Below are 18,575 nucleotides of genomic sequence, written 5' to 3' on the forward strand. Positions count from 1 at the left end.
TGATATTAAACAGCATATTAGCTAAAATTAAATGCAATATAGTCTGGGTGGCTTAAGAAACTGTAACTTCATATAGAAAATTTTTAAAAGATTCTCAGCACCTATTAAATAGTGACTGAGTGGAAGCTCATCAGGAAACATGTGATAAAAATAAGAAAAAACAGTTATCTATCGCCTAAAAAATAAACTAATATAGCCAAAAAATATTGATAAATAATAATCATAGATCAGGTTAATTATAAAAATGCCAATCATACTTGTGTTAATCGGCGTCATCGGCTTAGGGGTATTCTGGGGCTATCCTCAATATCAGCTCATGCAGCTTGAAAATGAAATGCGTACCAATCTGAAGTCTGGCGGTTTTTCCAGCTTTGTTGAGCAGGCTAAACCAGTGATGCAGGCCATGAAACTAGATTTTAGCGTACTGGACCAGTACCCTCATATTCGTTTCTATATGCGTAATACGCTTTATACGGGTAAAGATTTACCCGATGGGGTTACTGCGATGGTCAAAACCATGAGCTGTAATTCCATTGATTCTTTTAGGACTATGGAATCCAAAGCCCGGACTGCGTTATTGAATGTGCTTGAAGAGGATCAAATCACTTTTCATGTTTCAGTCAAAAACAGGTTTGGTGCTGAACTGGCAACTCATCAGCAAAAACTGTCGGAATGTCCAAACTTCTTGCAGTTAAAACATTATAAAGAAGGTGATCCGTTACCCCCAATGCCAAGTTTGAATAATCAGGTTCCTTCGGTTGTACCAGCGGTCAGTACATCTACTCAGGATCGTGCAGCGAGCTATTAAATCTTGGCATGCGTGATCAGGTTATTTTAATTCTGCTCTCGCAATACATATTCGATGACACGTTGGCAGGTATCTGCCAGACAAACATTGTTCGTTGAATAAACTTGTAAAAGCTTTCTTGCCATCGCGATCTCAAGAAAGTATGAGTATTCAATATTGTTGATATTCAGATTTAATTCTGGCTTGGAATTTTTATCGATAGATATTGCCTTGGATTCCAGTGTCCAAGGCAATTCGGCATAGATTAGATGATCGGCAGGAAATTCATTCAGGTTCAGGAGGATATAAAACAAATCCATTTTATTTTCTTCTGAGACTTCATTAGAAGCAGCTTTATTTATTCAAAAGCACTGACATCACCGACACCACGACGAATCACTTCAGGCTGATCTCCTGATAAATCCACAATAGAAGTCGTACTTAATGTGCCCAGTCCACTGTCGATAAACACATCAATACGCTTACCGAGTTGCATCTCAATGTCATAAGGATCATCTAAAGGATCCGTCTGATCTGGCAGGATGAGTGTGGAAGTTAGCAGCGGTTCGCCCAGTTCTTGAAGCAGCATCTGACATACAGGATTGGTGGGGATACGCAAACCAATGGTTTTTTTCTTCGGATGCATTAAACGTTTAGGCACTTCGCTGGTTGCCGGAAGAATAAAAGTGGTCACAGCAGGTGTATTATTTTTCAGCAAACGATATACGGCATTGTCGACTTTGGCATAAGTCGCAAGATCGGATAAGTCACAGCAGATAATGGCATATTGGTGCTTAGGTCCTAAGCCACGAATCTGCGCGATTCGCTCCATCGCATGTTTATTCCCGATCTGGCAGCCAATTGCATAGGCTGCATCGGTCGGATAAACCACAACATCACCGGCACGAATACGTTCTACCGCCTGACTGATCAGACGAGCTTGCGGATTATCCGGATGTACACGTAAATGCAGCATAAATATTCCTCCCAACCTGCCTTAAACTTATTATGAAATGCCTTTGTATAAAGTAACAATGACAAACAGGTAGATTTGTGTAATTTAATCAAGCATTTCACGAAGAAATTCGTCAGATTGTAAACTTTTGCCCGCACGGGTACAGACACAGATACAATCGATGAAGCGTTTGGCATCACGCGGCAGTTTGGCTTCACCACTAAAATAGCGTTGCACCTGGGCATAGACATTATCTTTAAAGCTGGAACCATCGCCACCATCGCCGGTTAAATTATCCAGAGACACACGGAACTTACGGTCAAATGCTTTGGAGAACATCCATTCAATCGCTTGTGGCTTGATTTCGACCTGCTCAAATAATGCCTGCTGTTCCTTGGTGCGGCCATCTGGCGCATACCAGTAGCCCAGATCTGGCAGCAAACGGCGCTTGTCACCGGCAATAGTCCAGTGACTGATTTCATGCAGAGCACTATTAAAGAAGCCATGCGCAAACTGGATCCGGGCAGGGCTATCTTTTGTTGCCGGGAAATACTCCGGTTCAAAATCACCACGGACTAAAGTGACATTTAGGTGGGAAAACCAGTGATTAAAGTGTAAGATGAGCCAATCAACCTGTTCCGCTTCTGAGGATAAATTCGCCCATGGTAAGCGTTGCACTTGCTGTAGTGAGCTGTCAGAATCGGAGGTTGAAAGTGTGCTAACGAGTGATGAAACATTCACTTCTGTTTGCGGCTGCAACAGATGCATGACTGAAATTACCCAATTGGTCTGTCTAAAAATAAGTACAAAATTGTATCTTAATCTTTGACAGAGTTCTGATGAATTTGTAGAATTGCCGCCTTAATTATGTCAGCAAATACCTTTCCGGCACAGATTGAGCCGTTTAAATGGGCTGAACAGGGCTTTAAATGGTCAGGAAACCTGCCATTATCTCGCTTTGTTCGTATTGCTCGTGAAGCTGTTGGATCAATTGATGATCAATTGATTAACATAGACTGTAAGCTATCAATGGATGCCTATCATCGCATTGCATGGTTGGATGGTCATGTTGAAACGAAAGTTCCAATGGAATGCCAGCGTTGTCTGGAGACCGTTGAAATCGAACTCGTTTCAGATTTTCATCTAGCTCTGGTGGATGATGAGTCACTGATAGAGCGCTTGGATGAGGATGCTGATTTCATCGTCTTAGGTGAAAGTGAAGCAACGACGAAAGGTTCATATGATGCACCTGCCACCGCTGACTTGCTCGCACTGATAGAAGATGAATTGTTATTGTTGATGCCGCTGTCTCCTAAGCATGATGTTTGTGAGCATAAGCATCAACCTGCCGCAGAAGAAGTTGTTGAAGAAAAACGGGATAATCCGTTTGAAGTTTTGGCAGCTTTGAAGGGTAAACTTAACTAATTTTTGTGTTATACTCATGCGTATAAGACAATCGAATTTGTTCTGATCCATTTTTTCGATATTTGTAAGGAGCCATCATGGCCGTTCAGCAAAACCGTAAAAGTCGCTCTCGCCGTGACATGCGCCGTTCACATGACGCTTTAACTGAGAATGCATTAACTGTAGACCAAACTACTGGTGAAACTCATCGTCGTCACCACGTATCTAAAGATGGTATCTACCGTGGTCGTCAATTATTCGCTAAAGCATCTGCTGAATAATTGATGATGTATTAAGCGTTAAAGCTTAGTAGAAAAAATGGGAGCGTTAAGCTCCCTTTTTTTATGCCTGATTTTATCTCCAGGTTTTGCGGTCGTCATGTGAAGTCGCGGTTTTTGTTGTATTTGGCAATTACCCAAGCCAAAATTACGTGTTAAATTGCGCTCCACAATGGGTAAGGTGATCTGATCGGCCAATTTTCAGGTCTAAGAAAAGATTCGCACCTCTTGAATGAAAGGATTTTATTTATGTCTGCTAAACAACTCGAACAAGCAGCTCAAGCAACTAAAACTGCATTTGTGTTCCCAGGTCAGGGTTCACAAAAAGTCGGCATGCTCGCTGAACTTGCAGAACAGTTTAGTGGTATCCGCGATACATTTGCTGAAGCATCTGAAGCGGTGGGTTTTGATCTGTGGCAGATTGCACAGACGGGTGAAGGTCTGGATCAAACCGAATTTACTCAACCGGTACTATTAACAGCATCAATCGCTTTATGGCGTGTATGGTTAGAGCTGGGTGGAGTAGCACCAAAATATATGGCGGGCCATTCACTCGGTGAATACAGCGCGTTAGTTGCAGCGGGTGCTTTAAGTCTGGGTGATGCAGTCAAGCTGGTGAACCTGCGTGGTAAGTTGATGCAAACTGCTGTACCTCAAGGCGTAGGTGCAATGGCGGCGATTCTGGGTCTGGATGATGCCAAAGTGATCGAACTTTGTGCACAAGCAACAGCAGCAGGCGAAGGTTCAGTTGAAGCAGCCAACTATAATGCTCAGGGGCAAGTCGTAGTTGCTGGTAATAAAGAACGTGTAGAAGCCGTGATGGCACTGGCCAAAGAAAATGGCGGTAAAGCGATTGCACTACCAGTTTCAGTTCCTTCACATTGTTCACTGATGAAACCTGCCGCTGAGCAGTTCGCAACAGCTTTGGAACAAACTGCCATTGAGATGCCACGCATACCTGTATTACAAAATGTAGGCGCAAAAGCAGCTGCGGACGTGACTGAACTTCGTCAGGCTTTGACTGAGCAGCTGTATGAGTCAGTACAATGGACTAAAACACTACAATTCCTTCAAGATGAAGGCGTTGAGTACATTGTAGAATGTGGCCCAGGTAATGTACTAGCCAATATGGCAAAACGTTTACCGAATATCGAAAAAGCACTTCCATTAGATACTCAATCTCGTCTGGAAGATGCGTTGAACACCGTATTGGTGGCAGAAGGGAAAATTGCATGACACAGGAACGTAAAGTTGCCTTGGTGACAGGTGCAAGCCGCGGCATTGGTGCTGCAATTGCACAACAATTAATTCAAGACGGTTATTTTGTCGTAGGTACTGCGACTTCTGAAGCGGGTGCAGAGAAACTTAACGCACAATTTGCTGAAAATGGTGCCGGTGAAGTTCTAGATGTACGTGATGGTGCTGCGATTGATGCACTGGTCAGCGATATTGAGCAAAACTATGGTCCTGTGCTGGTACTGGTGAATAATGCCGGTATTACCAAAGACAACCTGTTATTACGCATGTCGGAAGACGACTGGGATGATATTTTAAACATCCATCTGAAAGCCGTTTATCGTTTATCTAAACGTGTGCTGAAAGGTATGACTAAGGCACGTTTCGGCCGTATCATTAATATCAGTTCTGTGGTGGCGCATTTTGCTAACCCAGGTCAGGCGAACTATTCAGCTGCCAAAGCAGGTATTGAAGCATTTGGTCGCAGTCTGGCTAAAGAAATGGGTAGTCGTCAGATTACAGTCAATGCTGTTGCACCTGGCTTTATCGCAACTGAAATGACTGAACAGTTAAGTGAAGAAATTCGCAAAAAAATGAGTGATCAAGTGGCTTTAAACCGTTTAGGTGATCCACAAGATATCGCGAATGCCGTAAGTTTCCTGGCATCGGACAAAGCCAGTTACATTACAGGTACAGTCATTCACGTTAATGGTGGTTTATACATGAGCTAAACAGCACATGTATTAACTTTCCAAATTTTATAGATTCAATTAAACTAACGGCATTAAAAACGCCACAAGCAATGAGGAGAATTCCTGTGAGCGATATCGAACAACGCGTTAAACAAGCGGTTGCAGAACAACTTGGTATCAAAGTCGAAGAGATTAAAAACGAAGCATCTTTCATGGATGACTTAGGTGCTGACTCTCTAGACCTAGTTGAACTTGTTATGTCTTTCGAAAATGACTTCGACATCACTATTCCTGATGAAGATTCTAACGAAATCACAACTGTTCAATCTGCTATTGACTATGTTACTAAAAAACTTGGTTAATACTGATTTTCAGCTTTGCTGAACCTAAAGACCACCGCAAGGTGGTTTTTTTGTGCCTGTAGAATAGATATAGGGTGATTTTACAATCGATAACCTTTTGCTTACCAATGACTAACTTTGTATCTGCTGCTTTCCTTGTACAAATAAGAATGATCTGATGAATAACAAGAATGGAGTCCACTATGGGTCTTTTTGATTTTGTAAAAGGCATTGGTAAAAAGAACACTGCAGCTGCGGAGCCACAACAAACACCGGCAGCAACTCAACAGGCACCTGCCGCTGCACCTAAAGCAGCATCGGCTGAACCTTCTGCACAGGAAATAGCGAACAAATTATTAGGCCATGTTAAAAGCCTAGGACTGCCAATTACAGGATTGTCGATCAGCTATAACTCAACCTCAGATCTGGCAACCGTACGCGGACAGGTACAAAGTCAGGCGGATCGTGAAAAGATTATTTTAGCAGTAGGAAATGTTGATCATGTTGCTAAAGTAGACGACCAGCTGACTGTAGCGAATCCGGAACCTCAAAGTAAGTTCTATACGGTTAAATCGGGTGATACCTTATCTAAAATTTCGAAAGAGTTTTATGGTGATGCCAACCAGTACAACAAGATTTTCGAGGCAAATCGCCCTTTACTGAAAAATGCGGATGATATTTTCCCGGGTCAGGTACTACGTATTCCTGCCTAGTTTTAGATAATCATCAATATAAATAATAAAATTTTATTTTAAACTTATCTAATTCAGATAAACGGTTCACAACAAAGCCCCTTATGGGGTTTTGTTGTATCGACCACTTGAACCCTTGTCAGAATTAGATTCCTACATCCAGATATGAACTTTCCTTTACTTCTTCCATAACCACATAACTATGTGAGGAAGCAGAAGAGGGGAGCTTTTTTAATAAATCCCCAAGCAGACGCCGGTAAGCACTCATTTCCTTTAGGCGTGCTTTCACCAGATAATCAAAATCTCCCGAGATCAGATGACATTCCAGTACTTCAGGAATTTCACTTAAGTCACGCGCGACCTGTTCAAATACATCGCCCGATTTGGCAGAAAGTTTGATTTCCAGAAACACCAGCAGGTTCTTTTCCAGTTTTTCCGGATTGAGTCGGGCATGGTAACCCATGATGATTCCATCGCGTTCCAGTCGCTTGACCCGCTCGGAACAGGGTGTGGTGGAGAGGTTGACTCGGGAGGCGAGTTCACTGATTGCAATGCGCCCATCGCGCTGCAGGATATCTAAAATCATGCGATCAATGCGGTCTAATTTACGCATCTATTATTCCCTTAATTTTTAAAAATGACGCGAAAAATCTAGTGAATTTGCTGAATATATCAGTTTAAAACAGTGAAATTCACTATTGATCCAAAAATATACTGGTGAAATAAACTATAAATGTCATTGAGGGTAATGTCATGCGCGTAATTGTATTAGGTGGTGGTGTCATTGGTGTAACAAGTGCCTACTATCTTGCGCAGCAGGGAGCAGAAGTGACTGTGCTTGATCGTCAGGCAGGTCCAGCTGAAGAAACCAGTTTTGGCAATGCAGGCCAGATTTCTCCTGGTTATTCGACACCGTGGGCAGCACCTGGCATTCCATTTAAAGCAGTGAAGTGGATGTTTCAGCATCATGCACCATTGGCTATTAATGTTGATGGTAGTCTGTGGCAGCTACAGTGGATGGCCCAGATGCTCAAAAACTGTAATGCTCAGCATTATGCAGTGAATAAAGAACGTATGGTGCGGGTCGCTGAATATAGCCGTGACTGTTTACGTAATCTACGTCGTGATATCGGCATCTCTTATGAAAACCGTTCTAAAGGAACGTTGCAGATTTTCCGTAAGGAAGCACAGCTCGATGCAGTGCAACGTGATATCGAAGTGCTGAAAGAAACCGGCGTGGATTTTGAGTTGCTGGATCGTGAGCAGCTAGCCAAAGTTGAACCGGCACTGGCAGAAGCTAAAGATAAACTGGTGGGTGGTTTGCATCTGCCAAATGATGAAACCGGTGATTGCTACCTGTTTACCAATGCACTGGCCAATTACGCCAAAGGCATGGGCGTACAATTCAAGTTTAACCAGCATGTTGAAAAACTGCTATTTGAAGGCGACCAGATTAAAGGTGTACTGGTCAATGGTCAGGTGTTGACCGCAGATAGATATGTGCTGGCTTTCGGCAGCTATTCCCGTGATTTTCTGAAGCCGTTACACCTGGATCTGCCGGTATATCCAGTCAAAGGTTATTCATTGACCATTCCAATTGTGGATCAGACTCATGCACCACAATCGACTGTGCTGGATGAAACTTACAAGATTGCATTGACTCGTTTTGATCAGCGCATCCGTGTCGGTGGTATGGCAGAGCTAACAGGCTTTAATTTGGGCCTGAATGAGGATCGCCGTGCAACCTTGGAAATGGTCACTCGTGACCTGTTCCCGGGTGGTGACATGGCGCAGGCCAGTTTCTGGACCGGCTTGCGTCCAATGACTCCAGATAGCACACCAATTATTGGACCGACACGCTTTAACAATCTGTTCCTGAATACCGGACACGGTACGCTGGGCTGGACCATGGCATGTGGCTCAGGAAAGCTGATCAGTGATTTGGTACTGGGCCAAGCACCTGAAATTAGTACTGAAGGCTTGTCGCTGAATCGTTATCAGCAGGTTGCTTAAGCTTTTAAGGATTATCAGTTTCAGGGAAGAAATTTATGTCACGTCCAATACACGCGGTGATTCATCAACAGGCATTGCAACATAACCTGCAAGTTGCACGTTCCTGCGCACCTCAAAGCCAGGTCTTTGCAGTAGTTAAAGCTGATGCCTATGGGCACGGCATAGAGCGGGTTTATGCCGCATTAAAAAGTGCTGATGGTTTTACCTTTCTGGATCTTGCTGAAGGAAAGCGTTTGCGTGCCTTGGGCTGTGACAAGCCCTTATTGTTACTGGAAGGCATTTTTGGCCTTGAGGATTTATTCGACTGCGCCAAGTATGAGATGGGTTTTGCAATTCATGCCCAGCATCAACTGGAATGGTTAAAAACCTTTGTCCAATTACAGCCAGACGTACAGTTTGATGTCTTTTTAAAAATGAATAGCGGAATGAACCGGCTCGGTTTTTTACCTGAGCAGTATTCTTCCGCTTTTCAGGAATTAAAAAATATTCAGCAAGTACGCTCTATCAGTCATATGACACATTTTTCCGATGCGGATGGCATGCGACTTGGACAGGAGGGTATTGAACATCAACAACTGGTCTTTATCGAAACCATTCAAAATCTGCCGGGCAAAACCTCGCTCAGCAATAGTGCTGCCATTCTGCGCCATCATCAGCATATACAGTCAGATATTGTACGTAGCGGTATCATGCTTTACGGCAGTTCACCTGACTATCCCGCCCATACGATTGATCACTGGAACTTAAAGCCGACCATGAGTCTGCGTAGCGAACTGATCGCGATTCAGCAGGTTCGCGCAGGAGACAGCATTGGTTATGGCTCTACTTTTATAGTTGGGCAGGATATGCAGATTGGAATTGTGGCCTGTGGTTATGCGGATGGTTATCAGCGAATCACACAAACTGGAACACCAGTTTTGGTAGATGGGATTCGAACCCAAACGATCGGTCGCGTCAGTATGGATATGCTGGCGGTTGATTTAGATTCTGTCCCGGATGCACAGATTGGTAGCGAAGTTGTGCTGTGGGGACAATCCATTCACGGCACAGTATTACCGATTGATGAAGTAGCCGCGGGTTCGGGTACGGTTGGCTATGAGCTGATGTGTGCCATCACCCAACGTGTGCCCGTGCAGATTGAAAGTTTAAGATTAAACAAATATTAGAAATAAGAGAGGATAAAATTATGACGGAACATATAGATATTCAGCGTTTGAACAGCAATCAGGTGATGAGTGCTGTCACCATTCACAATCAAACCGTGTATTTATCAGGACAGGTGCCGGACAGCACCAGTCTAGATATTCGTGGTCAAACGCGTGAAGTGCTCATGAAGATTGATCAACTCCTTAAACTGGCAGGTACAGACAAAAGCCGTCTGTTATCTGCACAGCTCTTTGTTAAAAACCTGGAAGACTTTCAAACCGTCAATGCGCTCTGGATTGAATGGCTCGAGGGAGGTGGTACACCAGCACGCGCAACCATTCAGGCGGATTTGGTGAATCCCGCCTGGTTAATTGAAATTGCAGTGATTGCAGCGCTCCCTTAAGTTGTTTCAGATTTTTATATCTCCCAACTTGATTTTGTAAGCACATCTGGTCTGATCATTTAATTTATTAAATGAAACTGCATCTGTAATCAGGATTTCAGGAAGAAATCCGATCAGATGAGCGAGGGCCTGATGTGAAAAAGGAACCGAATATGAATACAGCCTCTTCTAAAGATGATGCATCATCATCTCCCCATGAATTACAGCGAAAGCTCTCTAACCGCCATTTGCAGTTAATTGCCATTGGTGGTGCCATTGGCACAGGCCTGTTTATGGGTTCTGGTAAAACGATTGCACTGGCAGGGCCTTCAATCTTGTTTATCTACATGATTATTGGAGCCATGTTCTTTTTCCTGATGCGTGCATTAGGGGAAATCCTGTTATCCAATTTGCACTATAAATCCTTCATTGATATGGCGCATGACCTGATTGGTCCGGGGGCTGGCTATTATATTGGCTGGTCGTACTGGCTGGGCTGGATTCTGGTCGGCATTGCTGACTTAGCGGCAATTATCAATTATCTAAATTTCTGGCTGCCGCCCGACATGACCTTTACACCCATGGGGCAGGCCATGATCAGTGCTGGCTGTGTATTGCTGGTACTAGGAATTAACCTGCTGACCGTGAAGCTGTTTGGTGAAATCGAGTTCTGGTTCGCCCTGATTAAAATCTTGGCGATTTTGGGCCTGATTGCGATTGGCGGATATATGATCTTCAGCGACTTCCAGGCACCAAGTGGTTCGGCTGCCAGCCTGACCAATGTCTGGGCCTATGATGGTATGTTCCCTAAGGGCACAATGGGCTTTCTGGCTGGTTTTCAGATTGCAATGTTTGCTTTCGTAGGTGTAGAGCTGCTGGGTACGATGGCGGCTGAAACCAAGGATCCGGAAAAGAACTTGCCTAAAGCAGTGAATGCGATTCCTACACGGATCATCCTGTTCTATGTATTGTCTCTGCTGGTGATTATGTCTGTAACACCGTGGGTAGAAATTCCTGCTGATCAAAGTCCTTTTGTGACTCTTTTCTTGCATGCGGGTATTCCCGTATCAGCCATTATCATGAATCTGGTGGTGCTGTCTTCTGTAATGTCTTCCATGAACAGTGGCGTGTTCTCTACCAGCCGGATGCTGTTTGGTCTGGCACGTGATGGCCAGGCACCCCAGGCTTTGGCTGAGCTTTCAAGTCGCGCAGTTCCGGCTAAAGGTCTGTTATTTTCCTGTGCCTTTATCATGGCGGGTGCAGCTTTCCAGTATTTTGTGCCGAACACGATGGAAGCCTTTACGCTGGCCAGCTCACTCTGTGTGATTCTGTTTATCAGTATCTGGGGGCTGATTATGGTGTGTTATATCCGTTACCGTAAACAGCAACCTGAAAAACATGCCACTTCGACCTTCAAAATGCCGGGCGGAATCTGGATGTCCTATCTGGTGCTGATCTTCTTGTTCTTTGCATTAGTTATTTTAAGTCTGGAAGCAGATACCATGAAAGCACTGATGATTAGTCCGCTGTGGTTGGTGATTCTGTTTACTACCTATCATACTTTGTATAAACCACGTCTTCGTAAACATCAGCAAATTCTCTCCGGAGAATAAAGTGCAGACATAAAAAATCCCCGATCAATCGGGGATTTTTTAATTTTAGGGAATTTTAGAAAGTAGGTTTTACCACCACTAAAATCACCACAGCAAATAAAATCAGCGTTGGCATTTCATTAAAGAAGCGCCAGAACTTGTGTGACTTGTAATGGGCATTTTCCATCAGTTTCTTACGATAATAACCACATATCAAATGGTAAATGACTAGCAAGCCAACCAGGCCGACTTTCAGATAGAACCATAAGGCTTCATGGTAATGACGCGTTGCATCACCCCAATCGACTAGAAAGTGTGCTGTTATCAGCGTGGCGACCATGGCTGGCCACATAATCCCGCGATACAGCTTGCGTTCCATAATTTCAAAGCGTTGATGACTTACGACATCTTCACTCATGGCATGGTAGACATAAAGCCGTGGCAGATAGAACAAAGCAGCGAACCAGCAAACCACAGCAATAATATGTAATGCTTTTACCCACAAGAAAGCATCAGAAGGAGCATCCATCAAGTCACCCTAAAATGGGCGGCTTAGCCTTCCCATTTTTTGAAAACGAGACAAGCATTTACGCCGCCGAAACCGAAACTGTTACTCATCACAGTATTCAATTTTGCGTCACGTTTTTCAAGTACGATATCAAATGGTTTTGCGCCTTCATCCAGTTCAGTCACGTTGATGTTTGGTGCAATAAAGTCATTTTGCATCATCAGGATAGAGTAGATTGCTTCCTGTACACCTGCAGCACCTAAGCTGTGACCTGTCATAGATTTAGTTGAGCTGAGTGGAGGAACCTGACCTTCACCGAAGGCACGTGCCATGGCTTTAAGTTCAGTAACGTCACCCGCTGGAGTAGAAGTACCATGTGTATTCACATAGTCAATTTTATCTACGCCATGCTGTTTAGCTTCTTCTAGAGCCATCAGGATACAACGTGTTGCACCTTCGCCAGATGGAGCAACCATGTCAGCACCATCAGAGTTAGCTGCATAAGCCACAACTTCAGCCAGAATATTCGCGCCACGTGCCTGAGCATGTTCCAGTGACTCAAGCACCACAAAACCGCCACCACCAGCAATCACGAAACCGTCACGGTCTGCTGAATATGGACGAGAAGCTGTTTCAGGTGTGTCGTTGTATTTAGAGCACAATGCACCCATCGCATCGAATAGCAGGCTTTGAGACCAGTGATCTTCTTCACCACCACCGGCAAGCATTAGATCCTGTTTACCCAGTTGGATCAGGTTGTAAGCATAACCAATGGCATCGGCAGAAGTTGCACAAGCACTAGTAATCGAGTGTGCAATCCCTTGTAATTTAAATGCCACACCGACGTTCGCAGTAATGGTATTTGACATGTTGCGTGGGACGAAGAATGGACCGACTTTGCGTGCGCCTTTTTCTTCCAGCAATTTTGTCATTTCTACTACAGATGCTGTCGAGTTGCCGCCTGAACCACCGGCAATACCATAACGTGGATTATTCGCCAGATCTTCCTGTTTTAAGCCAGCATGTTCAACAGCAGCCACCGCAGCATTGTAGGCATACATCGCACAAACGCCCATAAAGCGTTTCAGCTTACGGTCAATACCATCAAAATCCTGTTCAGCAGCAGCGCTAACATGGCTCTTGAAATTCAGTTCAGCATAAGTCGGATTAAAACGTGTTCCTGAAATCCCGTTTTGTAAAGAGTGATTCACATCCTCTAATGTATTACCAATGCACGAGTTAATACCCATACCAGTGATGACAACACGTTTCATCTACAGATCCTTATAGTTTATCTCTGGGGCAGCGGGAGATATCTGGCGTTGATAAGACAGCAAAATATAGCGCTAACCCCTATTTCACAATGCAGAACATCATAGCAGAAAGATTTTTGAAATCTTATGGCAAATGTTATGCCGTGTGACAGTAGGTTGAATTTATAAAGTACTGTGTAGAGCTTTTACTAAATGAAACAGAATAAGGTTGAGATAAATGCTGACTACACCTAGTATTTATACCAAATACAAGCACGTGCATGCTGAGGTAAAAAATGGTAAATGCTAATAATAAACAATCTAATGGTCTGATTTCGAATGCCTTTGGAGTGGCGAAAAAGTTCAGTTCAACAGGTTTGGAACTGCTAAATCATGTTGCACCAGATTCTGTGACTAAAACCTTCAATACTGATCATGCTGTTGATGGCTCGGCAAAAGTCAAAAGCCCTTTTGCTTCAAAAAAATATGAAAATCCCAAAGACATGCTACGCGAACATCTTCCAAATGTTTCCCGTCAGTTGCTGGGCCGTCGTTTTAATACCGTGAATAATGTCGCGCATTTTGTTTCTCCCCAGCTGGCCGACAAAGTATCTGACTACTTTTATAATCACCTGAATCAGTTCAGCAACCAGATGAGTTCGGTTGATGCCATCCTGAATGAAGCTGGGGCGAAGGATCTGGAAGAACTAACTCAGGACACTACGCGTTCACAACGCATTTCTCAGGCGTTTGCCGAGCAAAATAAATGGATGGCGACGGTACAAGGCGCTGTAAGTGGCATCACTGGCGTATTGGGAACCGCGATTGATATTCCAGCTTCTTTGCTGATGGCACTGCGTACAATTTATCAAGTGGGACGCTCTTATGGTTTTGACCTGAGCAAGGAAGACGATCAGGAAATCGTACAGCATATCTTTAGACAGATTGATCTCAGTCTGATTGCAGAAAAACAGGCGCTGTTGATGGGGCTTAAAGCGCTGAGCAGTACTTTGAAAACACATGACCTTTCCCAGTTGCAGACTATGCTTGGATCAAGCAATGATGTGGAAACACTGAAAAAATGGCTCAGCAATCAGGATGGTAGCATGAAGTGGGAATGGATGAACCATTTCCCGAAACTGTCTTTATTAGAGCAGTTAACCAAACTGACTCCATTGGCGAGTGCAGGGATTGGCGCAGTCTATAGTCATCGCTTTGTGAATGATGTGAACCAGAAAGCACAAGAAGTATTCTCTCATGCCCGTCAGTATCTACAGCAGCATCAGGATCTAGGTTTGTCGCCATATGCTGCCTATGAAAAAGCCGTTGACCTGCTCCAGCAGGCGACCCCGAAGCTGATGGAAAATCTTGATCATTCAGCCGCTGATAAAGATAAGCCAATTCTGGATAAAGAAATCCCAATTGAAGGCAATCAAACTATCAAGCAAGTCAAACTGGTTAAGAAAGATCAGGAAAGCTTGAGCCCGGAAGAAGCTGAAGTGAAAAAAGATGAAAAGGTCAGTGAAGGTCTGGATGAATTGACCGATAAACTGGTTGAACACGCCGATGCTAAACAGGAACAAAAACCGGCTATTCCAAAAGATTCTTTTGATGCAGATGCAGCACTGGAAGAAGAGCTCGGCTTGCAGGAAAATGACACAGAAATGTTACAGGCAGCCGCTGAAGAAGAGACGGATACAAACAAGCCTGAAAACTCCGAGACTGCAGACAAACAAACGCAAGCTGAGGAAACTACGGAAGATGTTGCAAAAAATGCTGCCACGAAATCGAAAAAATAAGTGATTTTCGCCATAAAATAAACGCTTAAAGTCGAGATGCGATCGTATTTTGCCTGACTCCGGCATATTGACCGATTTTGCATCTTGACATACAATTGCATGCCCTCAAAAAGTAGTATTTTTTTGGGGCTTTTTATTAACGGGAGAATTGCCACATGGCAACAACAAATCAGTTGATCCGTAAGGGTCGTACGACTTTAGTTGAAAAATCTAAAGTTCCTGCGTTGAAGGCTTGTCCACAGCGCCGTGGTGTTTGTACACGTGTTTACACAACTACACCTAAAAAACCTAACTCAGCAATGCGTAAAGTTTGCCGTGTTCGCTTAACTTCAGGTTTCGAAGTTTCTAGCTACATCGGTGGTGAAGGCCATAACCTACAAGAGCACAGTGTTGTTCTTATCCGTGGTGGTCGTGTTAAAGACTTACCAGGTGTACGTTACCATACCGTTCGTGGTTCTTTAGACTGTGCTGGTGTTAAAGATCGTAACCAAGCTCGTTCTAAATACGGTACTAAACGTCCTAAGAAATAATCTTTTGAGATTAAGTTCTTATTTCGCTAGAACTGCAATCCTTTATCGTCTCGCTTGTCTGATTTCTGCATTTAATTTTGTGAAAATTCAAGCGACGTGTAGTAAGGCCAGCGAATGCACACGACACTTTGTGCTACTGCTGGATTAACCTGAAGTGTCATATTTATAGGTAGTTTTAAAATGCCAAGACGTCGCGTAGTCGCTGCTCGTGAAATCCTTCCGGATCCTAAGTTCAGCAGCCAAACAATCGCTAAATTCATGAACCACGTAATGCAAGATGGTAAAAAATCTATTGCTGAAAGTATCGTTTACGGTGCTTTAGACCGCGTTCAAGAAAAATCTAAAGTAGACCCAGTTGAATTTTTCGAGACTACTCTTGAAAAAGTTCGTCCTATGGTCGAAGTAAAAGCACGCCGTGTTGGTGGTGCTACATACCAGGTACCTATGGAAGTGCGCCCATCCCGTCGTACTGCCTTGGCTATGCGTTGGTTAGTAGATGCTGCTGCTAAGCGTTCTGAAAAAACTATGGCTTTACGTCTTGCTGGTGAGTTGCTTGATGCAGCTGAAGGCAAAGGCGCAGCGGTTAAAAAACGTGAAGATGTGCACCGTATGGCTGAAGCCAACAAAGCCTTCTCTCACTATCGCTTCTAAGCGGTTAAAACAGCCCCTATTCAGGAGGATGATGAGCCAGTTTTCGCTGTTTTGTCATCGAATCGCTTTAAGCTGCCCAGCAGCTTAAAGCGTCCTGTTTTAAACAACAAAATTTAGGAATGCAAGAAATCATGGCTCGTCAAACCCCAATTTCTCGTTATCGTAATATTGGTATTTCTGCGCACATCGATGCGGGTAAGACCACAACTACTGAACGTATCTTGTTCTACACAGGTGTATCTCACAAAATTGGTGAAGTACATGATGGTGCAGCAACAATGGACTGGATGGAGCAAGAGCAAGAACGTGGTATTACCATTACTTCTGCTGCTACCACTACATTCTGGTCAGGTATGTCTAAGCAGTTCCCAGAACACCGTATCAACGTAATTGATACCCCGGGACACGTTGACTTCACAATCGAAGTTGAGCGTTCTATGCGTGTTCTTGATGGTGCATGTATGGTTTACTGTGCTGTAGGTGGTGTACAACCTCAGTCTGAAACTGTATGGCGTCAAGCTAACAAATACCAAGTGCCTCGTTTAGCATTCGTGAACAAGATGGACCGTACTGGTGCAAACTTCTTCCGTGTTGTTGAACAAATGAAAACACGTCTTGGTGCGCACCCTGTACCTGTAGTAATCCCTGTTGGCGCTGAAGAAAACTTCCAAGGCGTTATCGACCTGATCGAAATGAAAGCGATCATTTGGGACGAAGCTTCACAAGGTATGAAGTTCGAGTACGGCGAAATCCCTGCTGACCTTCAAGAAACTGCTGAAGAATGGCGTACAAACATGGTTGAAGCTGCTGCTGAAGCTTCTGAAGAGTTAATGGACGAATACCTGAATAATGGTGATTTGACTAAAGAACAAATCGTTGCTGGTCTACGTATTCAAACATTGGCTTGTGAAATTCAACCAATGCTTTGTGGTACAGCGTTCAAAAACAAAGGTGTTCAACGTATGTTGGACGCAGTAATTGAATTCTTGCCATCACCTACAGAAGTTAAAGCGATCGAAGGTATCCTTGACGACAAAGCTGAAACTAAAGCGACTCGTGAAGCATCTGACGAAGAACCGTTCTCTGCGTTAGCGTTCAAAATCATGAACGACAAATTCGTAGGTAACTTAACTTTCGTACGTGTTTACTCTGGTGTTCTTAAACAAGGTGACTCTGTTTATAACCCGGTTAAATCTAAACGTGAACGTATCGGCCGTATCGTGCAAATGCACGCGAACGATCGTCAAGACGTTGAAGAAATCCGTGCTGGTGACATCGCTGCGTGTGTAGGTCTTAAAGACGTAACTACTGGTGATACACTATGTGATGAGAAAAACATCATCACTCTAGAACGTATGGAATTCCCAGAGCCAGTAATCGCATTGGCTGTTGAACCAAAAACTAAAGCTGACCAAGAAAAAATGTCTATCGCTTTAGGTCGTTTGGCTAAGGAAGATCCATCATTCCGCGTTCGTACTGACGAAGAATCTGGTCAAACAATTATTGCTGGTATGGGTGAGCTTCACCTTGACATCATCGTTGACCGTATGAAACGTGAATTCAACGTTGAAGCGAACATTGGTAAACCAATGGTTGCTTACCGCGAAACAATCAAAAAGACTGTTGAGCAAGAAGGTAAGTTCGTACGTCAAACTGGTGGTAAAGGTAAATTCGGTCACGTATACGTACGTTTAGAACCGCTTGATCCTGAAGCTGGTAAAGAATACGAATTCGCTGAAGAAGTTGTAGGTGGTGTGGTACCTAAAGAATTCTTCGGTGCAGTTGACAAAGGTATCCAAGAACGTATGAAGAATGGTGTCCTTGCTGGTTATCCAGTAGTTGGCATCAAAGCGACATTGTTCGACGGTTCTTACCATGATGTCGACTCTGACGAATTATCGTTCAAGATGGCTGGTTCTTATGCCTTCCGTGACGGTTTCATGAAAGCAGATCCTGTTCTTCTTGAACCTATCATGAAAGTTGAAGTAGAAACTCCAGAAGACTACATGGGCGATATCATGGGTGACTTAAACCGTCGTCGTGGTATGGTTCAGGGTATGGACGATTTACCTGGTGGTACTAAAGCAATTAAAGCTGAAGTTCCACTTGCTGAGATGTTTGGTTACGCAACTCATATGCGTTCTATGTCTCAAGGTCGTGCGACTTACTCTATGGAATTTGCTAAATATGCTGAAACTCCACGTAACGTGGCTGACGGCATCATTTCTAAGTTCCAGTCTGGCGGTAAAAAAGGTGACGACGAGTAATCTTTCGATTACTATAAGCCCAAACTAATTCATAGTTAAAAACCAAGCG

At 43.8% G+C, this 18,575-nt stretch carries 21 protein-coding genes; 15 read left to right on the plus strand and 6 right to left on the minus strand.

All coding sequences use genetic code 11. The features are described 5' to 3' along the window. Nucleotides 1-244: 244 nt before the first annotated feature. Nucleotides 245-808 (plus strand): hypothetical protein, encoded by a 564-nt coding sequence (locus FOC32_RS07820; RefSeq protein ID WP_175966813.1) that lies wholly within the window; start codon nucleotides 245-247, stop codon nucleotides 806-808. 26 nt (nucleotides 809-834) lie between these two features. Here FOC32_RS07820 and FOC32_RS07825 read toward each other — a convergent pair whose 3' ends face one another. From FOC32_RS07825 to FOC32_RS07835, 3 genes are all read right to left on the minus strand, one after another. Next, complete coding sequence (locus FOC32_RS07825; RefSeq protein ID WP_175966815.1) at nucleotides 835-1,107, minus strand: hypothetical protein; 273 nt, start codon at nucleotides 1,105-1,107, stop codon at nucleotides 835-837. A 38-nt stretch (nucleotides 1,108-1,145) separates the two neighbouring features. Then, the gene (locus FOC32_RS07830; RefSeq protein ID WP_004783309.1) at nucleotides 1,146-1,763 is read right to left on the minus strand and encodes an L-threonylcarbamoyladenylate synthase; all 618 of its coding nucleotides are present in this window, start codon (nucleotides 1,761-1,763) and stop codon (nucleotides 1,146-1,148) included. Between the two features lie 84 nt (nucleotides 1,764-1,847). Further along, nucleotides 1,848-2,510 (minus strand): elongation factor P hydroxylase, encoded by a 663-nt coding sequence (locus FOC32_RS07835; RefSeq protein WP_175966817.1) that lies wholly within the window; start codon nucleotides 2,508-2,510, stop codon nucleotides 1,848-1,850. 99 nt (nucleotides 2,511-2,609) lie between these two features. On the opposite strand from FOC32_RS07835, the gene FOC32_RS07840 reads away from it, so the two are divergent. The 6 genes from FOC32_RS07840 (at nucleotide 2,610) to lysM (ending at nucleotide 6,406) form a co-directional block, all read left to right on the plus strand. Then, nucleotides 2,610-3,167 carry a YceD family protein gene (locus FOC32_RS07840; protein ID WP_175966819.1) on the plus strand — a complete coding sequence of 186 codons (558 nt, stop codon included), beginning with the start codon at nucleotides 2,610-2,612 and terminating at the stop codon, nucleotides 3,165-3,167. A gap of 77 nt (nucleotides 3,168-3,244) precedes the next feature. Further along, nucleotides 3,245-3,427: a 50S ribosomal protein L32 gene (rpmF, locus tag FOC32_RS07845; protein ID WP_004783304.1), complete on the plus strand. Its 183-nt coding sequence runs from the start codon at nucleotides 3,245-3,247 to the stop codon at nucleotides 3,425-3,427. A 246-nt stretch (nucleotides 3,428-3,673) separates the two neighbouring features. Further along, complete coding sequence (fabD, locus tag FOC32_RS07850; RefSeq protein ID WP_175966821.1) at nucleotides 3,674-4,660, plus strand: ACP S-malonyltransferase; 987 nt, start codon at nucleotides 3,674-3,676, stop codon at nucleotides 4,658-4,660. Continuing rightward, nucleotides 4,657-5,391 carry a 3-oxoacyl-ACP reductase FabG gene (gene fabG / locus FOC32_RS07855; RefSeq protein ID WP_175966823.1) on the plus strand — a complete coding sequence of 245 codons (735 nt, stop codon included), beginning with the start codon at nucleotides 4,657-4,659 and terminating at the stop codon, nucleotides 5,389-5,391. The genes fabD and fabG overlap by 4 nt, the downstream gene beginning before the upstream one ends. 86 nt (nucleotides 5,392-5,477) lie before the next feature. After that, the gene (gene acpP / locus FOC32_RS07860; RefSeq protein ID WP_004783299.1) at nucleotides 5,478-5,714 is read left to right on the plus strand and encodes an acyl carrier protein; all 237 of its coding nucleotides are present in this window, start codon (nucleotides 5,478-5,480) and stop codon (nucleotides 5,712-5,714) included. Between the two features lie 182 nt (nucleotides 5,715-5,896). Then, on the plus strand, nucleotides 5,897-6,406 hold the full coding sequence (lysM, locus tag FOC32_RS07865; RefSeq protein WP_005234280.1) for a peptidoglycan-binding protein LysM: 510 nt from the start codon (nucleotides 5,897-5,899) through the stop codon (nucleotides 6,404-6,406). Nucleotides 6,407-6,530: 124 nt separating this feature from the next. Here lysM and FOC32_RS07870 read toward each other — a convergent pair whose 3' ends face one another. Continuing rightward, nucleotides 6,531-6,998, minus strand: a complete 468-nt coding sequence (locus FOC32_RS07870) for an Lrp/AsnC ligand binding domain-containing protein (RefSeq protein ID WP_004783295.1) — start codon at nucleotides 6,996-6,998, stop codon at nucleotides 6,531-6,533. A gap of 140 nt (nucleotides 6,999-7,138) precedes the next feature. Here FOC32_RS07870 and FOC32_RS07875 point away from each other — a divergent pair, with 140 nt between their 5' ends. The 4 genes from FOC32_RS07875 to FOC32_RS07890 all read left to right on the plus strand — a co-directional run bounded on the left by FOC32_RS07875 (nucleotide 7,139) and on the right by FOC32_RS07890 (nucleotide 11,539). After that, a complete protein-coding gene (locus FOC32_RS07875) occupies nucleotides 7,139-8,398 on the plus strand; it encodes a D-amino acid dehydrogenase (RefSeq protein WP_005234282.1) in 1,260 nt (419 codons plus the stop codon). A gap of 35 nt (nucleotides 8,399-8,433) precedes the next feature. Next, nucleotides 8,434-9,564 (plus strand): alanine racemase, encoded by a 1,131-nt coding sequence (gene alr, locus FOC32_RS07880; protein WP_175966825.1) that lies wholly within the window; start codon nucleotides 8,434-8,436, stop codon nucleotides 9,562-9,564. 20 nt (nucleotides 9,565-9,584) lie between these two features. Beyond that, nucleotides 9,585-9,947, plus strand: coding sequence for a RidA family protein (locus tag FOC32_RS07885; protein WP_175966827.1), 363 nt, complete (start codon nucleotides 9,585-9,587; stop codon nucleotides 9,945-9,947). 152 nt (nucleotides 9,948-10,099) lie between these two features. Continuing rightward, nucleotides 10,100-11,539 carry an amino acid permease gene (locus tag FOC32_RS07890; protein WP_175966829.1) on the plus strand — a complete coding sequence of 480 codons (1,440 nt, stop codon included), beginning with the start codon at nucleotides 10,100-10,102 and terminating at the stop codon, nucleotides 11,537-11,539. 55 nt (nucleotides 11,540-11,594) lie between these two features. On the opposite strand, the gene FOC32_RS07895 is transcribed toward FOC32_RS07890, so the two are convergent. Further along, nucleotides 11,595-12,047, minus strand: a complete 453-nt coding sequence (locus FOC32_RS07895) for a CopD family protein (protein WP_005234291.1) — start codon at nucleotides 12,045-12,047, stop codon at nucleotides 11,595-11,597. A 23-nt stretch (nucleotides 12,048-12,070) separates the two neighbouring features. Next, entirely contained in the window at nucleotides 12,071-13,300 is a 1,230-nt protein-coding gene (locus tag FOC32_RS07900) for a beta-ketoacyl synthase N-terminal-like domain-containing protein (protein ID WP_005234293.1), read from the minus strand. Between the two features lie 275 nt (nucleotides 13,301-13,575). On the opposite strand from FOC32_RS07900, the gene FOC32_RS07905 reads away from it, so the two are divergent. From FOC32_RS07905 to fusA, 4 genes are all read left to right on the plus strand, one after another. After that, complete coding sequence (locus tag FOC32_RS07905) at nucleotides 13,576-15,078, plus strand: EcsC family protein (RefSeq protein ID WP_175966831.1); 1,503 nt, start codon at nucleotides 13,576-13,578, stop codon at nucleotides 15,076-15,078. A 155-nt stretch (nucleotides 15,079-15,233) separates the two neighbouring features. Beyond that, on the plus strand, nucleotides 15,234-15,608 hold the full coding sequence (rpsL, locus tag FOC32_RS07910; RefSeq protein WP_004783283.1) for a 30S ribosomal protein S12: 375 nt from the start codon (nucleotides 15,234-15,236) through the stop codon (nucleotides 15,606-15,608). A 180-nt stretch (nucleotides 15,609-15,788) separates the two neighbouring features. Beyond that, nucleotides 15,789-16,259, plus strand: coding sequence for a 30S ribosomal protein S7 (gene rpsG, locus FOC32_RS07915; protein ID WP_004783282.1), 471 nt, complete (start codon nucleotides 15,789-15,791; stop codon nucleotides 16,257-16,259). A gap of 131 nt (nucleotides 16,260-16,390) precedes the next feature. Beyond that, on the plus strand, nucleotides 16,391-18,526 hold the full coding sequence (gene fusA / locus FOC32_RS07920) for an elongation factor G (RefSeq protein ID WP_175966832.1): 2,136 nt from the start codon (nucleotides 16,391-16,393) through the stop codon (nucleotides 18,524-18,526). Nucleotides 18,527-18,575: the final 49 nt, after the last annotated feature.

Origin of the sequence: Acinetobacter sp. FDAARGOS_724 (genome assembly GCF_013364475.1) — a bacterium.
In the GTDB taxonomy this organism is placed as follows: Bacteria; Pseudomonadota; Gammaproteobacteria; order Pseudomonadales; family Moraxellaceae; genus Acinetobacter; species Acinetobacter variabilis.

What these genes read in the sequence shown, in the direction of transcription:
- FOC32_RS07835 (WP_175966817.1), bottom strand. Translation starts at nt 2,510, where the DNA reads ATGCATCTGTTGCAGCCGCAAACAGAAGTGAATGTTTCATCACTCGTT.
- FOC32_RS07830 (WP_004783309.1), bottom strand. Translation starts at nt 1,763, where the DNA reads ATGCTGCATTTACGTGTACATCCGGATAATCCGCAAGCTCGTCTGATC.
- FOC32_RS07895 (WP_005234291.1), bottom strand. Translation starts at nt 12,047, where the DNA reads ATGGATGCTCCTTCTGATGCTTTCTTGTGGGTAAAAGCATTACATATT.
- FOC32_RS07885 (WP_175966827.1), top strand. Translation starts at nt 9,585, where the DNA reads ATGACGGAACATATAGATATTCAGCGTTTGAACAGCAATCAGGTGATG.
- FOC32_RS07820 (WP_175966813.1), top strand. Translation starts at nt 245, where the DNA reads ATGCCAATCATACTTGTGTTAATCGGCGTCATCGGCTTAGGGGTATTC.
- rpsG (WP_004783282.1), top strand. Translation starts at nt 15,789, where the DNA reads ATGCCAAGACGTCGCGTAGTCGCTGCTCGTGAAATCCTTCCGGATCCT.
- FOC32_RS07900 (WP_005234293.1), bottom strand. Translation starts at nt 13,300, where the DNA reads ATGAAACGTGTTGTCATCACTGGTATGGGTATTAACTCGTGCATTGGT.
- fabG (WP_175966823.1), top strand. Translation starts at nt 4,657, where the DNA reads ATGACACAGGAACGTAAAGTTGCCTTGGTGACAGGTGCAAGCCGCGGC.
- FOC32_RS07890 (WP_175966829.1), top strand. Translation starts at nt 10,100, where the DNA reads ATGAATACAGCCTCTTCTAAAGATGATGCATCATCATCTCCCCATGAA.
- fabD (WP_175966821.1), top strand. Translation starts at nt 3,674, where the DNA reads ATGTCTGCTAAACAACTCGAACAAGCAGCTCAAGCAACTAAAACTGCA.
- FOC32_RS07840 (WP_175966819.1), top strand. Translation starts at nt 2,610, where the DNA reads ATGTCAGCAAATACCTTTCCGGCACAGATTGAGCCGTTTAAATGGGCT.
- FOC32_RS07870 (WP_004783295.1), bottom strand. Translation starts at nt 6,998, where the DNA reads ATGCGTAAATTAGACCGCATTGATCGCATGATTTTAGATATCCTGCAG.
- rpsL (WP_004783283.1), top strand. Translation starts at nt 15,234, where the DNA reads ATGGCAACAACAAATCAGTTGATCCGTAAGGGTCGTACGACTTTAGTT.
- fusA (WP_175966832.1), top strand. Translation starts at nt 16,391, where the DNA reads ATGGCTCGTCAAACCCCAATTTCTCGTTATCGTAATATTGGTATTTCT.
- FOC32_RS07875 (WP_005234282.1), top strand. Translation starts at nt 7,139, where the DNA reads ATGCGCGTAATTGTATTAGGTGGTGGTGTCATTGGTGTAACAAGTGCC.
- FOC32_RS07825 (WP_175966815.1), bottom strand. Translation starts at nt 1,107, where the DNA reads ATGGATTTGTTTTATATCCTCCTGAACCTGAATGAATTTCCTGCCGAT.
- alr (WP_175966825.1), top strand. Translation starts at nt 8,434, where the DNA reads ATGTCACGTCCAATACACGCGGTGATTCATCAACAGGCATTGCAACAT.
- FOC32_RS07905 (WP_175966831.1), top strand. Translation starts at nt 13,576, where the DNA reads ATGGTAAATGCTAATAATAAACAATCTAATGGTCTGATTTCGAATGCC.
- lysM (WP_005234280.1), top strand. Translation starts at nt 5,897, where the DNA reads ATGGGTCTTTTTGATTTTGTAAAAGGCATTGGTAAAAAGAACACTGCA.
- rpmF (WP_004783304.1), top strand. Translation starts at nt 3,245, where the DNA reads ATGGCCGTTCAGCAAAACCGTAAAAGTCGCTCTCGCCGTGACATGCGC.